The sequence below is a fragment of the Microbacterium sp. NPDC079176 genome (assembly GCF_040686675.1).
Taxonomy (GTDB): Bacteria; Actinomycetota; Actinomycetes; order Actinomycetales; family Microbacteriaceae; genus Microbacterium.
Genome location: NZ_JBFBLM010000002.1, coordinates 198,205 through 212,929 on the forward strand (window position 1 = coordinate 198,205; position 14,725 = coordinate 212,929).

Consider the following 14,725-nt stretch of genomic DNA (forward strand, 5'->3'; position numbering starts at 1 on the left):
GGTCGGTCGGGATGGGCGCCTGTGGATGGAGGTGCAGCTCACGGGCATCGGGTCGCCGGGGTCGGTGCGGGCGGCATCGGCTCCGGTGCGGATCGGGAGATCGGCAAGAGGGCTGATCCGTGCATCTTCTAGATCGTGGGGGTGTCCGCGCACCCGATTGTTTGGACGACTATGACTATTCCGATCACACGTGGAAACAATTCGGCAAAGCGTGTAAGAGAGAAGTCAGAGCCCGCCTAGTGGAGATGCAGGGCATACCGGGCGTCAGCACCGCTTCAAGCGCGAACGAGTATGGCGTCCGTTGCGCGTACTGCGAAGGTCCTATTTACGTCGACGGCCATATTGAACACTTTCGACGCAAGAACCCCGCGCATTTTCCGGAATTAACGTTCGAATGGAGTAACCTCTTTCTCGCATGTCGTTCCGTCTCCCACTGTGGACACTTCAAGGATCGACGCTCCTCAGATTCGTACTCGCCGGCCGATCTAGTCAAGCCGGACGAGCGTGATCCTGAGGCGTTCCTGTTCTTCTCATCGAACGGACGGGTCTATCCCAAGGATGGTCTCGACTCGATCAACATGCACATTGCCACGGAGACGATCAGGGTCTTCAATCTCAACGATGACGCCCTCGCGGCACGGCGCCGGAGTGCCCTGAAGCCATACTTCGAGCAGATCTCTGAATTTCTCGATCTCGGGATGGAACTTGACCCCCACGAGCTTTTCGACGACCTGGCCAGCGAGATCCTGCGCACCCAATACGAAGCCTACGCAACTACAATCAAGCACTTTCTTCGGCCGCACTAAGGGTGGGTCATCCGCGCGGTGACGACGTGGCCGCGTTCAATCGATGATTTGTGCTCGTAGCATGCAAACTCATGTTGGTGGCGTGGGCATGCTCGCCCACTGCACTGAGCTCTAACGTCCGCACTCACCGCACGGGTGGTTGCCGCGAGTGTGCCCATTGCAGCCAGCCGCGAGCATCATCATCCCGAGGAAGCGGGTTCGCGCCGACAGTCGGGATAAGTGGTCTTATCGTGGCCAATGGGCCAGACGTTGAAGTGAGATGGGGCTGAGTAGGTACCTGGCGTCTGAGCAGTGCTCGAGCGGGATCGAGAGGGTTCGAGCGTCTGCAAAGAGCGGTGCCGCGGAGCTCGATATACGGCCTCCGAGACTCAGGCAGTCACAGCGATGCAGGTGCGTGCCGCTCAGGTTTCTGTGGACGCCAAGTGAGCAGCTGTCTCGGCGAGACGCATCGAGAATCCGGCCTCGTTGTCATACCAAGCCGCCACGGAAACCATGCCGTTGAATGACTGGGTCAGCGGAATGTCCACGATCGAGGAGTGCGGATCTCCGACGATGCGGGCCGAGGTCCACTCGTCTTCGAACACATCAAGGATGCCGCGGAGTGGGCCCGCGGTCGCAGCTCTGCGGAACGCGTCGCGAAGATCCTCCGTCGCGATCTCGTGCTCCGGAATCACGTTGAGCTCCACGATGCTGCCGGTGCGGACGGGCACCCGATAGGCCTTGCCGGTGATCTGAAGATCCGGCCAGATGAAACCCAGGGCTTTCGCAGCGCCGGAAGAGGACGGGATGATGTTCTCCGCGCCGGCCCAGGAGTCTCTCCTGGACTTCATCGGTTGGTCCGTCAGTGACTGAGTGTTCGTGTACGCATGGACGGTTGAGAAGACACCGAAGCGAATGCCCGTGGACTCGAGGAGAACCTTGACGACGGCCGCAAGTGCGTTGGTGGTGCAACTCGCCATGCTGATGATCTTGTGCGCACCGCTGTCGTAGTCGTCCAGGTTGATGCCCGGTAGCAGCACGGCGTCGCAATCCTCAGCAGTCTTGCTCGGGCCGCTGACCAGCACGCGCTCGGCGCCGTTTGCGAGATGCCGCTCAGCCGCTTCCCGGGTGACGCCGCGGCCGGTGCAATCGACGACCAGATCGATGCCGAGCGCGTTCCAGTCCGGCACGCCCTCACGGGAGTTGATGTACGTGATTCGTCTACCGTCGATGGAGATGGACGTGTCGTCGTCTGAGGCGACACCTGGCCACTGTCCGTAGTTCGTGTCCACCTCGAGGAGCGCGGCGAGGTCATCGGCCGAAGCGATGTCACAGACGACGCTCGGGAAGAAGAGGTCGTTCTGCACGGCGCTGCGCACAAGCTGGCGGCCGATACGTCCGAAGCCGTAGACGGCGATGTTCTTCATGATGTGATCCTTCGAGTGAGGAGGTGGTCGCTGGGTGTATGTCCCGGATGTTCCGCGTCGACCAGGTCCCCATATTCCGGATTCTGGTTGATGTAGGCAGAAACCAGGGGACAGTAGATGGTGACGAGCAGACCGCGATCGCGCACGTCGTCAAGGGCGTGAGCGATGAGCTCCACAGCGATGCCTCGCCCTCGGAACTCCGGAACAACCGTCGTGGAGAGGATCACGACCCGGTTACCCATCTGCTTGAAATCGATCGACGCGACCTCGAGCTCCTCGAGGCTGGCCACGTAGTGACGTCGAACGTCGTCGCGGTGCACGACCATCTCGAACTCCGCGTCCACCGAGGGCAGATCGACGTCGCGAAGACTGTCCCTGCGAAGGTCCGCCAGGCCGTCCCGAAGGAACCTGTCCTCGGCTGTGTGGACTGCGGATTCGGAGCCTTCGCTCTCGCCGCTGTTCTGTTGCGTGCTCATCATTCGCGTCCATTCTTCAGGGGATCGGTTTCAATCGACCGCGCATCGTGGATGTCGACCGCCGGTCATGAGGCAGCGGGTCACCCGATGAAGACGAATCCGCCCTCGGTGGCATTGGCTTCAGAGAAGGTGATCGCCATCTGGAGGTAGCACAACGCCTCCTGTGCCTCGGCGCGGTCAAGGCTGCCGACGTCAAATGTCTCTGCCCCAGCACGGCTCGCCATATCGAGGACAAATGCCGCGGCATCGCGGTCATCGGATGAAGCAAGCACCGTGAGCGGCTGGTCGTCGATACCTGCGGCCTTCAGATGACCGGCGTAGTTGGTGTTGAATGCCTTGACGATCCGGCTGTCGGGCAGCGCCTCAGCGAGAGCGGTAGCCGCGCTCCCTTGCGGGGCGCGTACCCGAGCAAGCGGGTCGAAGGTGACGGGGTTGCTGATGTCGATGACGATCTTGCCCGCGAGAGCTTCGCTGTGATCTCTGATGATGTGTTCGTGCGCGGTGTAGGGAACAGCCAGGAGGACAGCATCGAAGCCTGAAGCATCCCACTCCTCGCCACGGCCGACGGCCTTGGTTTCGACAGACGCTCTCGCCAGAAACTCGCTGATGGCGCTGGCCATGTTTCCGTTGCCAAGAATCAGGATCGATGTCATGAGCTTTCTCCTTCTGTAGGCATCATCGCTTCGCGCATGTCGACAGCGAGGGCTGGGCAAACTGCGCTGCTCACAGACTGCTTCAGTCGATGAGAGAAGCGAAGAGTCATTCGACCCAGAACTACTCAAGTCATCGCCCGGTGTTGTGAGTGAGTGCCCTGATTGCGCCGGTCAGTGAAGACGAGTGAGTAGCGCGCTGGGTCGACTTCGAGTCATCTGACTGCTGACTTCGCACGCCGCGGACGCGAGCCTGAATGCCTAACGGAAGGGGTCGAAGTGGATCCGACGAGAGAGCCAGACGGCGGGGCGATCTGCCGACTGGAGCGTGAACTAATCGTCAGGGATTTCCTGGCGACATTCAACGCTGCACCTCGCGATGCTGAAGGCACGGCTTCGATCGCTGCCTTCCTGCACCCCGATGTGGTGTACCGTCCTTCCCTGTGCCATGGGGCTGTCGGTCGCGACGCCGTCGCGCGCGTCTGTGAGCAGGTGCGCGGTGCGTTCGAGACATTCGTGATCGAAGTCGAGTCGCTACTGGTGGGGGAGGGGGTGATTCTCGTCGAGCACGCGATGCGCATAGGTCTCATCGGGGTTCCCGTGCAGAACCTGATGGGCTTCTCAAGCTTCCAGATCAGCGGTGAGCTCATCAGCGAGTGGCATCAGGTGCATGTATGACCCCTCGCGCATGAACAGCGCGCGTTGCGCAACGGGCAATCGATGAGTCATGTGACCCGAAGACGCATGCGCGTTTTTCGTCCAAAGTGAGTGGTGTCCACTGCTGAGTGGGCTGCGGTCGAGGAGAGATGATGGCAACCCAGCACGAATCCCAGGATCAGTCGTACGCTCGCTCTCCTGAGGAGGTGCTCCGAGTCCTTGAGGTCTCTCGCGATGGGCTCCGCCAGGACGAAGTGATTGCGAGACAGCGGAGCTTCGGGCCGAACCGGCTTCCTGAGGCCAGAAGACGAAGCCCTGTCCTGCGATTCCTCGGCCACTTCAACAACATTCTCATCTACATCCTGCTCGCATCGGCTGTCGTGAAGGCGGTCTACCGGGATTGGATCGATTTCTGGGTGATCTTCGTCGTCGCCCTCGCCACGGGGCTCATCGGTTTCCTTCAGGAGGGCCAGGCCGAGCGCGCACTCGCCGGTATCCGACGGATGCTCTCCTTGCATGCGACAGTGCTGCGAGATGGTGAATGGTCGGACGTAGTCGCCGAGGAACTTGTGCCGGGAGACATAGTGCGTCTTCGCCCGGGCGATCGCGTGCCCGCCGATCTGCGCCTTTTGACCGTCGAAGGCTTGGAGATCGATGAGTCCCCCCTCACCGGCGAATCGGTACTCGCGGTCAAGGGGACGGGGGCTGTGCCTATCGGAGCGGTGATCGGTGATCGCGTCGGGATGGCGTTCTCTGGAACGGTTGTGGGCGCCGGTACAGGAATCGGCATGGTTGCGGCTACGGGAAGCGACACGGAGCTCGGTCGGATCCAAACTCTCATCGACGAAGCGGATCCCCTCGGGACTCCTCTGACGGGGCAGCTCGATCGCCTCGGCAAACGGATCGCAGCGTTCATCCTGGTGCTGGCGGGAGTGATGACGGTTGTCGGTTTGCTGCTGCACGGTGACGGGCCGGAACAGCTGCTCGACTCTGCGATCACTTTCGCCGTAGCTGCAGTCCCGGAAGGGCTGCCGGCGATCGTCACGATCACACTCGCTCTCGGCGTGCGGCAGATGGCCCAGCGCAACGCGATCACGCGGAAACTCACGGCTGTCGAGACGCTCGGCGAGGTGACGACGATCTGCTCGGATAAGACCGGAACTCTGACGTACAACGAGATGACAGTGCGCTCGCTCGTCACATCGGTGGGTCGGTACTCGATCACAGGGGTCGGGTACAGCCCCGAAGGCCACGCGGTCTCAGAGCACTCGGGGGAGGCCGCTTCCTTCCATGAGCGTCGCGACCTGCACGAACTCGTGATCGCTCTTTCCCGCTGCACGGACGCAGCCGTCCAGAAGACTGACGATGGCTGGTCAGTCGTCGGTGCGCCCACAGAAGGAAGCTTGGTGGTGCTCGCGCGCAAAGCGGAGTTCACGGGGGAGGGATACCAACGGACGGCCGAGCTACCGTTCAACTCCAAGAACAAGCTCATGGCTGTGCTCGACCGCTCTCCGGACGGCAGCGTGCGCCTGATAGCGAAGGGGGCGCCCGATCGACTCCTCGATCGATGCGCGTACCAACTCGACGCGAATGGGGGGAAGACGCCTCTCCGACGAGAAGAGTGGGACGACGCGGTGGACTCGTTGGGTCGTCAGGGGTTGAGAGTCCTCGCTGCTGCTGCTGCTCCCTCATACGGAGCGTCGACCATAGAGCTTGGGGACGTGCACAGTCTCACACTGTTGGGACTTGTCGCGATCGCGGATCCACCACGCGCCGAGGCGATCGAGGCGATCCGTCGCTGCCGAGAGGCAGGCATTCGGGTCACGATGATCACCGGAGACCACGCATCAACTGCATCCGCGATCGCGGCGGAGCTCGGTATCGCGGGGCGGTCTTTTCCGCGGGTGGTGACCGGCGCCGAGCTGCAGGGGATGTCGGATGTCGATCTTGCAGATATCGCACCGACCGTGGATGTCTTCGCTCGTACGAATCCGGAGCACAAGATACGAATCGTTCGTGCGTTGCAGTCGCGACGTCAGGTGGTTGCGATGACGGGGGACGGTGTGAACGATGCCCCTGCTCTCACCCGTGCTGACATTGGCATCGCGATGGGCATCAACGGAACCGAAGCAACGAAAGAGGCGGCAGACATCGTCCTCGCCGACGACGACTTCGCCACGATCGAGCGGGCGGTAGCCGAGGGGCGGCGCATCTTCGACAACATCCAGAAGTCGCTGATGTTCATCCTGCCGACGACTTTCGCCCAAGCGCTGATAGTTCTGACAGCGGTCATCATCGGGTTCGTTCCGCCGCTTCAGCCGACTCAGGTGCTGTGGGTGAATCTTGTGACCGCCATTACTCTCTCCCTGGCTCTCGCATACGAGCCGGCCGAACAAGGGCTGATGTCCCGGCCGCCTCGAGCCGTCACATCCTCGATAATCGACGGCATCCTTATCGCGAGGATCACGGTCGTGACGCTACTGATCACAGCGGCGTCGATCGGCATCTTCTTCGTGGAGCTGGGGTCTGGGTCGTCGTTCGCCATTGCGCAGACCAGCGCGGTGACCGTGCTCGTTCTCGGACAGGTTGCGTACCTGTTCAACTCACGATTCTTGCGCGTCTCGAGCTTCTCCCTTCGTGCGCTCCGCGGCAACCCAGTGGTCTGGGTATCTGTCGGTATCCTGCTCCTGCTTCAGCTCGCTTTCACGTACGTGCCAGCTATGCAGGAGTGGTTTCACACGGCACCGCTCACGTGGCGAGAATGGGGCATCGCCCTCTCGCTCGCTGTAGCGATCTTCCTGATTGTGGAAGTAGAGAAGGCGATCGCTCGGGCGGCCCGCAGGCGCCGGGCACCTCGCACATACCGTTGATGACAACGCGCGGCAGCCAGGCTGACCTGACGATCAGCCTTCGCTGGCGAACAAGTCGTCGAGCTCAGCGAAAAGGCCCTCTGCGTCACCATCGCAGGTGAGCAGCGCCGCATTGAGAGGAACCTGCGCGGCTGCGTCGACGCCAACCACGACGGAAACAACGGGAGGTGCCGGTCGGCGCGCGAACGCCACAGCTGCTTCCGGGAGCGTAAATCCGTGGCGAGCAGCGATCGATGCCAGCTTGCGAGCTCGCGTCACGACTTCATGAGAGGGCTCCGCGTACTCGAAATGCGACGATCGGTCGGGGGTGGGTGAGGCAAGAATGCCGCTGTTGAAGACGCCCGCCGACATGACGGCGACTCCGCGGGCCAGGCATTCAGGAATCAGCTCGTCGAGTGCGGTTCGATCCAACAGCGTCAGTCGGCCCGCCACCATGACGACGTCGATGTCGCTCTCGCGCACGAACCGCAGAAGTGTGGCGACATCCTTGGTCCCCACCCCGATGGCGCCCACCTCTCCAGAAGCGCGCTTTCGCTCGAGAGCCGGTGCTGCCTCTGAGATTGCTTGATCGACGTGTTCGTCCGGGTCATGGATGAAGGCGATGTCGATGTCATCCATTCGGAGGCGTTCTCGCGAGGAATCGAGCGATCGTGACACTCCGTCGGAAGTGAAGTCCCACCGGCGATAGGCTGCGGCTCCGACGCCTTCGATGATGCGGCCGACTTTGGTGCTCACAACGATGTCTGCCCTGTCCACTCCCACCAGCGCTTGACCGAGCCGGCATTCCGACAGCCCGAGTCCGTAGTGGGGGGCGGTGTCGAAATGGCGGATACCGTTGCTCAGAGCACTCTGCACGATGGCGTCCGCCTCGTCCTGGTCGAACGAGTCGTAGAGGTCTCCGAATTGGGCTGTCCCGAGCCCCATCTCAGTGACCTCGACGCCGGTAACGCCGATCGCTCTCGACTTCATTGGTTCTCGCCGCTCAGGCGGGTCGTCAATACGAACCCGCTCATGCAGTGCGGCTGTCTCGCCAAGCCTCGTACTCCGCGCGGCTGTTGGCAGACAACGGGTAGTAGTCCGAGAGCCGGGCGCCCTGTTCGAGACGCATCCGGCTGAAGACCTCCCAGTTCTCGTGATCCTCGGCTGACTTCACCAGTTCGAGGGCTTTTCCCTGTGGCACGATCACAGCGCCGTCGTCGTCGGCGACCACGACGTCGCCGGGGAGAGCGAGTACCCCACCCACTGCGACAGGAACGTCGTATGCCCATGGGAACAGGTCTGTCTGCGACGCATAGTGTGGGGTCGTTCCCGTGCACCAGATGGGTACGCCCAGCTCGCGGACGCGCGCTGCGTCTCGGATTCGGCCGTCGACGACGATCCCCGCTCCTCCGCGACGCTTGAAGTATCGGACGAGCATGTCACCGAAGCAGCCAGTGAACGCACTGCCGTATGCCTGGACAACCAGCACGTCGCCCTCCTGCACGGTTTCGAGAACTTCCCACAGTGCGGTGTGGCGTTCGATGTATTCCTGATCGACACCGCTCGCGATGTCCTCGCGCTGGGGCATGAACTGCAAGGTGAGCGCAGAGCCGACGACACGGCTCCCGCGTTCAAACGGCATCGGTCCCTGCACGGCCGTTCGGGTGATGCCCATGCCGTTGAGCTTCGCGCAGGCTGTCGCCGCGCTGATGATGTTCATACGGTCGATGATGTCGGCGTCCGCGCGGTCGAAAGCATCGCCGCGGACAGGCAGCGGCCAGACATTCGAGAGGTTCTCGGTTGCGGTGTTCATTAGTTCTCCTGTGTCGAGCGGATGAGCTGGTGGGTGGCGCGATACACGCGGCGTGCGATCGCGAGTTCGAGGGTGATACGCGTACGAGGGGGCAGCGAGACGGTCAGGCGAGGGCCATCTATCTGGCGAACGTCGTAAGAGATGGAAGGGTGTGGAATTGCGTAGTCGTGCGGATCGCCGGGGTAGTTCCCTCCCCGATCGAACGCGACTGAGGCGATGCGGTCTTCGCCGAACGACCCGGCGGTCACCTCGACCTCGCGGTCGTAGTCGCCGACATTGACAAGCTCGAGCGAGACCGAATCTTCGCCAGCGCGTCGGACGAGGGCCGCAATATCCTCCGGGAGTCCCGGTCGCCCGCGCTGCGCGTCTGCAATGATCACTCGAGCGAAGGAAAGCCCGCCGTAGTAGACAGCTGGCGGTGCTCCGGTCACGAGTTGGGTGAGGACCTCAGTTACGACTGGGTTGAGCCTTTGCCAGAAATGGATGTCACCGTCGGCCGGCGTTTCGTCGGCTCGATCGATCAGCGCGAGCCGGCGCAGGACCTGACCGATCGCCATGTCCAGCGCCTTCTCGGGGTAGTCCTCGTTGCGGCCGTCGAGGAACTCGAGCCAGGGCGCCTCGTGCCCCTGCTCCTCCTTGTCGTGGAACCACCGCACCTCGCGCCAGTCGGTGCTGGAGGACGTGCGGATGCGATCGAGCAGATCGCGGGCCTCGGCCGCGTGACCGATCCAGTCAAGCCACATCGCCGTTTCGATCGGCACGGGGTGGTGGTCGAACCAGCCGTGCGGTCCATAGCGGTAGGGGACGAGGAGTTCGGTGGTGTCGTCGTCGGCACCCAGACGTTCAGCCCAGCCGGGACCGAGGCTACCCCGCGTGGCAATTCGATCCCATGTCACGGCGTGAGCCAGCACTGTGTCCAGCAGCCCTTGGGCAAGGTCTAGTCGCCCCGTTTCTCCAGACAGCACGACGCTGTTGAGTGCCGCGACCGTGGCGGCACTGGCGATGGTGTGAAGACCGTGGGGCCATGACCAGCCGTAGTGCCCGCCGTACCAGGCTCCTTCGTGGAGCTCTCCGACCTGACCGCTGGGCCCCACGTTGTCGGGGAGGACGCCGTCGTTCGCCGCGGCTCGTTCGCGCCATGCGTCGATGTAGTCCAGCGCCCAATCGCGGTACCGGTCGTCATGGTCGTAGAGCCAGGCGTTGGTAGCGAGCGTCGTCGCGGTGAGGTTGACGGCGGTGTCACCGCGCCCCATTCGCTCTTGCATGGAGGCGCCCATCCGTGCGGCGGCGCCCGGCGCACGGAGATCGTCCCAAGAGCCAACACCCTCGACGTCCAGCAGGGGCAGTCCGTAGATCTCCATCCCCGGCTGGTCCGCGCTGTACTCCGCCCAGTCTTCGCCTACGCCCCAGCGTGGGCCGCCGGCTCCGGTGTGGGGAGCCACGATCATCCGTGAGGCGGAATCGTAGTTTCCGGTGGGGGAGTCGGGGAGGTAGTACCCGGCAAATCTTCTCGCTCGCTCGCGGAACAGCAGGTCAGCCGGGTCGGCGGCGCAGATGCCGAGGAACAGGGACAGTGACTCGCCCTGATGGAACCAGTCATAGCCGACCTCGTATTCGTCTCGGACAAAGCCGAACGCGGTCATCTGGGACGTGATCCCCTCCCAGTGTCGCTTGGCTGCGTCAAGGAGATCATCTGCTCCGCCAAGTCGGTACAGCGCCGGCCAGTTGAAGAACGGCTCGTAGAAGTCATCTACGCCATCGCGGCCGTACATGCTCCCGTTGTAGCGGAGGCTGCCGTCGGGCTCGCAGAAGCGCTCCTCGAACCGACGCCAACCCAGATCGAGGAGGCGTAGGAGCTCGCGCTCAAGGAGGGCCCATCGCGGTATGCCGCGAAGCGGGACGGATGCCGTGATGCGCGTCATCCCTTCACCGCCCCTGAAGTGAGGCCGCCGATGATGCGCTTTTGCAGGAGTACGTAGAACACAATCACCGGCACGACGGCGAGGAGCATGTTGGAGTACACGAGCGTGTAGTCGGTGGAGTATTTGCTGATCGCGGCGAAGACGCCGGTCGTCACCGTGTACAGTCCGGATCCCGGGCCAAGGATGATCCGTGGATTGACGAAGTCTGCCCAGACACCCACCGCATTCAGCACCACTGCGGTGGCGATCGCGGGCGCCATCAAGGGGAAAATCACCCGCCAGAATGTCCCAATTCTCGATGCTCCGTCGATGCGCGCGGCCTCGTCGAGCTCGCGCGGGATGCTCTGCACGTATGCCGTGAACAAGAACAGTGTCGTCGGGATCGTGAGTGCAGTCTGGTAAAGGATGAGCCCGGGCATGGTGCCCATGAGCCCCACGGTCTTGAGGACATAGATAACCGGGATCACGATGGTCTGGCTCGGAATGAAGAGACCGGCGAGCATCACGAGCATGACGGTGCGGTGGATGCGCCGGGTGCCCCGTGCGATCGCGTAGGCAGCCGGCCCGGTGACGAGAATGGAGAGGACATTCACGATCACAACGAGGAACGCGGTCGTGCCGTATGCGGCGATCACGTTGAAGTCTGTCGACGTTGCTGCGGCAAGCAAGTTGTCTATCGTGAAGCCCTGGGCTGGCGGTGCGAAGGGTGCACCGAGGATGTCGTCCTCTGTCTTGAATGCGTTCGTGATGAGCAGATAGAGCGGGGCGCCCATGAGGGCGACGAGGGCGAGGATGGCGGCGAGCCAGGCAATGCGACGGGCCATCATGCGGACACCGCTTCCTCGCTCCGTCGGCGTAGCTGCGTGAGCGCCACGGTGACAACGATGATGACGATCATGAGGACGACGGACTGGGCTGCACCGTATCCGAGCTGGGAGCGACTGAACGACGTGGTGAGAATCGTGAAGACCACGGTCTGGGTCGTGCCCGCGGGCCCGCCGGCCGTGAGCGCGAGCACGATCTCGTAAACGCGGAGCAGACCGATGGCTGCCAGCACGATGTTGAGGGTCACGGTGGGGGCGAGCACCGGGAGCTTGACCCGCCAGAACGTTGCCCAGGGGCCGGCGCCGTCGATCGTCGCGGCTTCGAGTAGCGACGCATCGAGGGTCTGAAGACCCGCAAGGTAGAGGATGACGTTGAGACCAAAGCTCGCCCAGATGATGACGAGGACTGTCGTGACCATTGCCCACGTCGGATCCGCGAGAAATGGCACCCGGTCGACGCCGAGGGACGTCAACAGGGAATTGACGGCACCGTTGGTGCCAAGGATCGATGCCCAGAGAAAGCCCAGGATGATGGGGCCGATCACATACGGCGAGAAGACGAGAACCCGCATCACTGTGTTCACCCGCGAGTTGCGATTGAGGAGCAACGCGATGCCGAGGCCAAGTGCATTGCACGCGAGAGTGCCGACGACGGCGATCACGCCGGTGTACGTCGCCGCGCGGAAGACCTCAGGGTCCTGCAGGAGCCGTTCATAGTTGCGAGTACCGATCCAGGACGGCGGGATCGTGAATCCGTCCCAGTCGGTGAAACTCAGGTAGGCGGCGATGGCGATAGGAATGAGCACGAAGAGGGCGACCAGCGCAAGCGCCGGTCCAATCATCACCGCGTCCGTCAAGAACTCCATCCGTCCACGGCGCCGCCTCCGCGCGGCCGAGGCCGACGAGGAAGTCCCCTCGTCGACCCCGGTCAATACGTCATTGCGTGGCATTGAGGCCCCACCACGCGTCAAGGGCGGCAGCGGCATCGGCAGGGGTCGTGCCCACATAAAGCGCCTGAACCTGCTTGTTCAGCTCGTCCCCGAAACCCCCGGGAATGCCGGGACCAGAGGTGCCGATCACAAGGCCAGGTGCAGCATCGAGGATCGCTCCGACCTCCTGGTTCAGCGGACTGCCTTCGTAGGCGTACCCCTGACGGAAGTTGCCCTCCGACTCGAGGGAGGTTGTCACGGCCTTTTCGTCAGTGACCAGATACTCAACGAGCGAAAGTGCGAGTTCCTTGTTCTCGGACCCCTCAAGGATCGAGTACGGCTGCGCGGGCCCGCTCATCTGGGGCGCTGTGTCTCCCGTGAGCGACGGGGCGGCAAACACGCCGACCTCGAAGTCGACGCCAGCCTCGTCGATCGAAGGGACAAGCCAGTTGCCCATGACGATTGATGCCGAGGTTCCGCTCGTGAAAGCATCGATCGAGTCCTGGTACTTCAGACCGAGGGCTGCGGGATCGACCACGCCGTCAGCGATCCAACCGGAGTATGCCTCCAGGAAGTCAGCGTAGGCGCTGTCCGCGAAGGACGCGTCACCGTCGGTCACCTCAGTGTAGAAGTCACCCGATTCGAGCAATGCCGGGTTCGACATCATCGCAAACTGTGCGCCGGTGACCCACTCGCCAGCGGTGCCCAGCGGTGTGACACCGCCCGCGGCCTTGACAGCCTTCAGCGCCGCCGTGAAATCATCGACGCTGGTCGGGGCTTCGGTGACTCCCGCGGCGGCGAACAGGTCCTTGTTGTAGAAGACGAGTGACTGGATCTGCGCGCCTGTAGCGACCTGCCAGATCTTGCCGTCAATCGCGTTCTCCTGCGCGAGCGGGGTGTCGAGCACCCATGACTCCTCGGGGAAAGCCAGCAGTTGAGGTGCGACCACCGGGTCGAGGTTGCTCGCGACGATGTCGGGGATATCACCGGACGCCAACTCCTGCTGCAGCGTGGACTGAACGTTCTCGCCGCTGGGGACCTCGATCGTGACGGTCACTCCCTCGTGCTCGTCGACCCAGGGCTGGACAAGTTTCTCGTAGTACTCCTTGGTCAGAACGGGCGTGATGTTCGCCAGAATTCGCAGTTCGGTCTCACCGCTGTCGCCGCCACCGCCACTCGTCGAGCAGCCCGCCAAGAGCCCGGCTCCGAGAGCCGAGGTGGCGATCAGCGCGACGACACTCCGGGTGTTGTGTCGCATGAATCCTCCTTGATCAGATGCAATCGCCTATCGATAGGCGATTGCAATGTAGCGCGAAACTACAAGCGATGGCAACTACGCGCTCGGATGGTCTAGTGCACCGGATGCGTGCTCCGCGAAGGCTGCCGCCGCCGCGTCTGGATCTCCGTCGACCAGCGTCTGGATCAGGTCGCTGTGCCAGGACACCACGCGACTGCGGTCGCCGAGATATCCGGGGTCGCCGATCGCACGCTGACTCACAAGCATCGGCTCGAGCGTGTCCCAGAGGCGGGCGAGTACAGCTCGGCCCGTTGACGCGATCACGCTGCGGTGAAACTCGACGTCGAGCGCGCGGAAGGCTGCACGGTCGTCGGCGTCGATAGCCTGCTGCATCCGAGAGACCACTCCGCGCAACTGCTCGAGTTCGGTGTCCGTGGCCACCTCGGTGGCGATCCTTGCCGCCTCCCGCTCGATGGATGCACGCATAGTCCGCGCTATCTCGAACTCGTGAGGGGAGATCTCGGTCACAAAGCTCCCGTGGCGCGGCACGGATTCAACGAGGCCAGCATGGACCAGGCGCTTTACAGCTTCGCGGACGGGAGCCTGGCTGATGCTGAGCTGCCGGGCGATTTCCGACTCCACGACCCGGGTTCCGGGTGCGCGGCTGCCATCGAGGATCGAGGCGAGGATGATCTCGTATACCTGGTCGGACAACAGTCCTCTGCTGATCATCGTTTCGGGCATTGTTGCTCCCTCTCATCGTGCGCGGTCCTGCAACACTAGCGATAGTCGATCAGGAGGTACGGCATGGGCACGGTGGTCGAGGGCTATCGGACACGACTGCGCGCGGGGGCGGCTGCGGAGTACCTGCGCGTGCACTCTCGGATCCCTGAGGAACTTCACGCTGCCTTGAGCGCGTGCGGGCTGGTTCGGTGGCGGATCTGGGTGGACGGCGAGACTCTGTTCCACGTGATCGAAACCCGCGACGGCCGCGATCGGATGGTCGAGCGGATGGAATCCCGCGAGCCCGTGGACCCTGCATGGGATGCGGCTATCGCAGCCTTGGTCGACGACGCCGACGGCAGCTCGTCGACGCTGCCACCGGTGTGGGATTCCCTCCTCGGGTGAGCCTGTAGCGCCCGACACGTACTGGCAC

At 63.0% G+C, this 14,725-nt stretch carries 14 protein-coding genes; 4 read left to right on the plus strand and 10 right to left on the minus strand.

The window, feature by feature from the left end; all coding sequences use genetic code 11:
* Window positions 1-119: 119 nt before the first annotated feature.
* Entirely contained in the window at window positions 120-806 is a 687-nt protein-coding gene (locus tag AB0P11_RS04995) for a retron system putative HNH endonuclease (RefSeq protein ID WP_363520239.1), read from the plus strand.
* 401 nt (window positions 807-1,207) lie between these two features.
* Here the strand turns inward: AB0P11_RS04995 and AB0P11_RS05000 are convergent, their stop codons facing one another.
* The 3 genes from AB0P11_RS05000 to AB0P11_RS05010 form a co-directional block, all read right to left on the minus strand.
* Window positions 1,208-2,212 (minus strand): glyceraldehyde 3-phosphate dehydrogenase NAD-binding domain-containing protein, encoded by a 1,005-nt coding sequence (locus tag AB0P11_RS05000; protein ID WP_363520242.1) that lies wholly within the window; start codon window positions 2,210-2,212, stop codon window positions 1,208-1,210.
* Complete coding sequence (locus AB0P11_RS05005; protein WP_363520245.1) at window positions 2,209-2,688, minus strand: GNAT family N-acetyltransferase; 480 nt, start codon at window positions 2,686-2,688, stop codon at window positions 2,209-2,211. Before AB0P11_RS05005 ends, AB0P11_RS05000 begins: the two co-directional genes overlap by 4 nt.
* Before the next feature lie 80 nt (window positions 2,689-2,768).
* Window positions 2,769-3,341, minus strand: coding sequence for an NAD(P)-binding domain-containing protein (locus AB0P11_RS05010; protein ID WP_363520248.1), 573 nt, complete (start codon window positions 3,339-3,341; stop codon window positions 2,769-2,771).
* A 276-nt stretch (window positions 3,342-3,617) separates the two neighbouring features.
* Between AB0P11_RS05010 and AB0P11_RS05015 the strand changes: the two genes are divergently transcribed.
* Window positions 3,618-4,016, plus strand: coding sequence for a nuclear transport factor 2 family protein (locus AB0P11_RS05015; protein WP_320488644.1), 399 nt, complete (start codon window positions 3,618-3,620; stop codon window positions 4,014-4,016).
* Between the two features lie 131 nt (window positions 4,017-4,147).
* On the plus strand, window positions 4,148-6,865 hold the full coding sequence (locus AB0P11_RS05020; RefSeq protein WP_363520252.1) for an HAD-IC family P-type ATPase: 2,718 nt from the start codon (window positions 4,148-4,150) through the stop codon (window positions 6,863-6,865).
* A 33-nt stretch (window positions 6,866-6,898) separates the two neighbouring features.
* On the opposite strand, the gene AB0P11_RS05025 is transcribed toward AB0P11_RS05020, so the two are convergent.
* The 7 genes from AB0P11_RS05025 to AB0P11_RS05055 all read right to left on the minus strand — a co-directional run bounded on the left by AB0P11_RS05025 (window position 6,899) and on the right by AB0P11_RS05055 (window position 14,313).
* Window positions 6,899-7,834: an aldo/keto reductase gene (locus AB0P11_RS05025; RefSeq protein ID WP_363520255.1), complete on the minus strand. Its 936-nt coding sequence runs from the start codon at window positions 7,832-7,834 to the stop codon at window positions 6,899-6,901.
* Window positions 7,835-7,874: 40 nt separating this feature from the next.
* The gene (locus AB0P11_RS05030) at window positions 7,875-8,657 is read right to left on the minus strand and encodes a ribonuclease activity regulator RraA (RefSeq protein ID WP_363520258.1); all 783 of its coding nucleotides are present in this window, start codon (window positions 8,655-8,657) and stop codon (window positions 7,875-7,877) included.
* The gene (locus AB0P11_RS05035) at window positions 8,657-10,579 is read right to left on the minus strand and encodes a hypothetical protein (RefSeq protein WP_363520261.1); all 1,923 of its coding nucleotides are present in this window, start codon (window positions 10,577-10,579) and stop codon (window positions 8,657-8,659) included. The genes AB0P11_RS05030 and AB0P11_RS05035 overlap by 1 nt, the downstream gene beginning before the upstream one ends.
* Entirely contained in the window at window positions 10,576-11,406 is an 831-nt protein-coding gene (locus tag AB0P11_RS05040) for a carbohydrate ABC transporter permease (protein WP_363520264.1), read from the minus strand. Before AB0P11_RS05040 ends, AB0P11_RS05035 begins: the two co-directional genes overlap by 4 nt.
* Window positions 11,403-12,389, minus strand: a complete 987-nt coding sequence (locus AB0P11_RS05045; RefSeq protein WP_363520267.1) for a sugar ABC transporter permease — start codon at window positions 12,387-12,389, stop codon at window positions 11,403-11,405. Before AB0P11_RS05045 ends, AB0P11_RS05040 begins: the two co-directional genes overlap by 4 nt.
* Entirely contained in the window at window positions 12,340-13,527 is a 1,188-nt protein-coding gene (locus AB0P11_RS05050) for an extracellular solute-binding protein (protein ID WP_363520270.1), read from the minus strand. The genes AB0P11_RS05045 and AB0P11_RS05050 overlap by 50 nt, the downstream gene beginning before the upstream one ends.
* Before the next feature lie 138 nt (window positions 13,528-13,665).
* Window positions 13,666-14,313, minus strand: a complete 648-nt coding sequence (locus tag AB0P11_RS05055) for a GntR family transcriptional regulator (RefSeq protein WP_363520273.1) — start codon at window positions 14,311-14,313, stop codon at window positions 13,666-13,668.
* A 63-nt stretch (window positions 14,314-14,376) separates the two neighbouring features.
* Here AB0P11_RS05055 and AB0P11_RS05060 point away from each other — a divergent pair, with 63 nt between their 5' ends.
* Window positions 14,377-14,697 (plus strand): L-rhamnose mutarotase, encoded by a 321-nt coding sequence (locus tag AB0P11_RS05060; RefSeq protein ID WP_363520276.1) that lies wholly within the window; start codon window positions 14,377-14,379, stop codon window positions 14,695-14,697.
* The last annotated feature ends 28 nt before the right edge of the window (window positions 14,698-14,725 follow it).

Coding starts and splice junctions, on each gene's coding strand:
- AB0P11_RS05000 (WP_363520242.1), bottom strand. CDS start 2,212: ATGAAGAACATCGCCGTCTACGGCTTCGGACGTATCGGCCGCCAGCTT.
- AB0P11_RS05005 (WP_363520245.1), bottom strand. CDS start 2,688: ATGAGCACGCAACAGAACAGCGGCGAGAGCGAAGGCTCCGAATCCGCA.
- AB0P11_RS05010 (WP_363520248.1), bottom strand. CDS start 3,341: ATGACATCGATCCTGATTCTTGGCAACGGAAACATGGCCAGCGCCATC.
- AB0P11_RS05020 (WP_363520252.1), top strand. CDS start 4,148: ATGGCAACCCAGCACGAATCCCAGGATCAGTCGTACGCTCGCTCTCCT.
- AB0P11_RS05025 (WP_363520255.1), bottom strand. CDS start 7,834: ATGAAGTCGAGAGCGATCGGCGTTACCGGCGTCGAGGTCACTGAGATG.
- AB0P11_RS05030 (WP_363520258.1), bottom strand. CDS start 8,657: ATGAACACCGCAACCGAGAACCTCTCGAATGTCTGGCCGCTGCCTGTC.
- AB0P11_RS05035 (WP_363520261.1), bottom strand. CDS start 10,579: ATGACGCGCATCACGGCATCCGTCCCGCTTCGCGGCATACCGCGATGG.
- AB0P11_RS05040 (WP_363520264.1), bottom strand. CDS start 11,406: ATGATGGCCCGTCGCATTGCCTGGCTCGCCGCCATCCTCGCCCTCGTC.
- AB0P11_RS05045 (WP_363520267.1), bottom strand. CDS start 12,389: ATGCCGCTGCCGCCCTTGACGCGTGGTGGGGCCTCAATGCCACGCAAT.
- AB0P11_RS05055 (WP_363520273.1), bottom strand. CDS start 14,313: ATGCCCGAAACGATGATCAGCAGAGGACTGTTGTCCGACCAGGTATAC.
- AB0P11_RS05060 (WP_363520276.1), top strand. CDS start 14,377: ATGGGCACGGTGGTCGAGGGCTATCGGACACGACTGCGCGCGGGGGCG.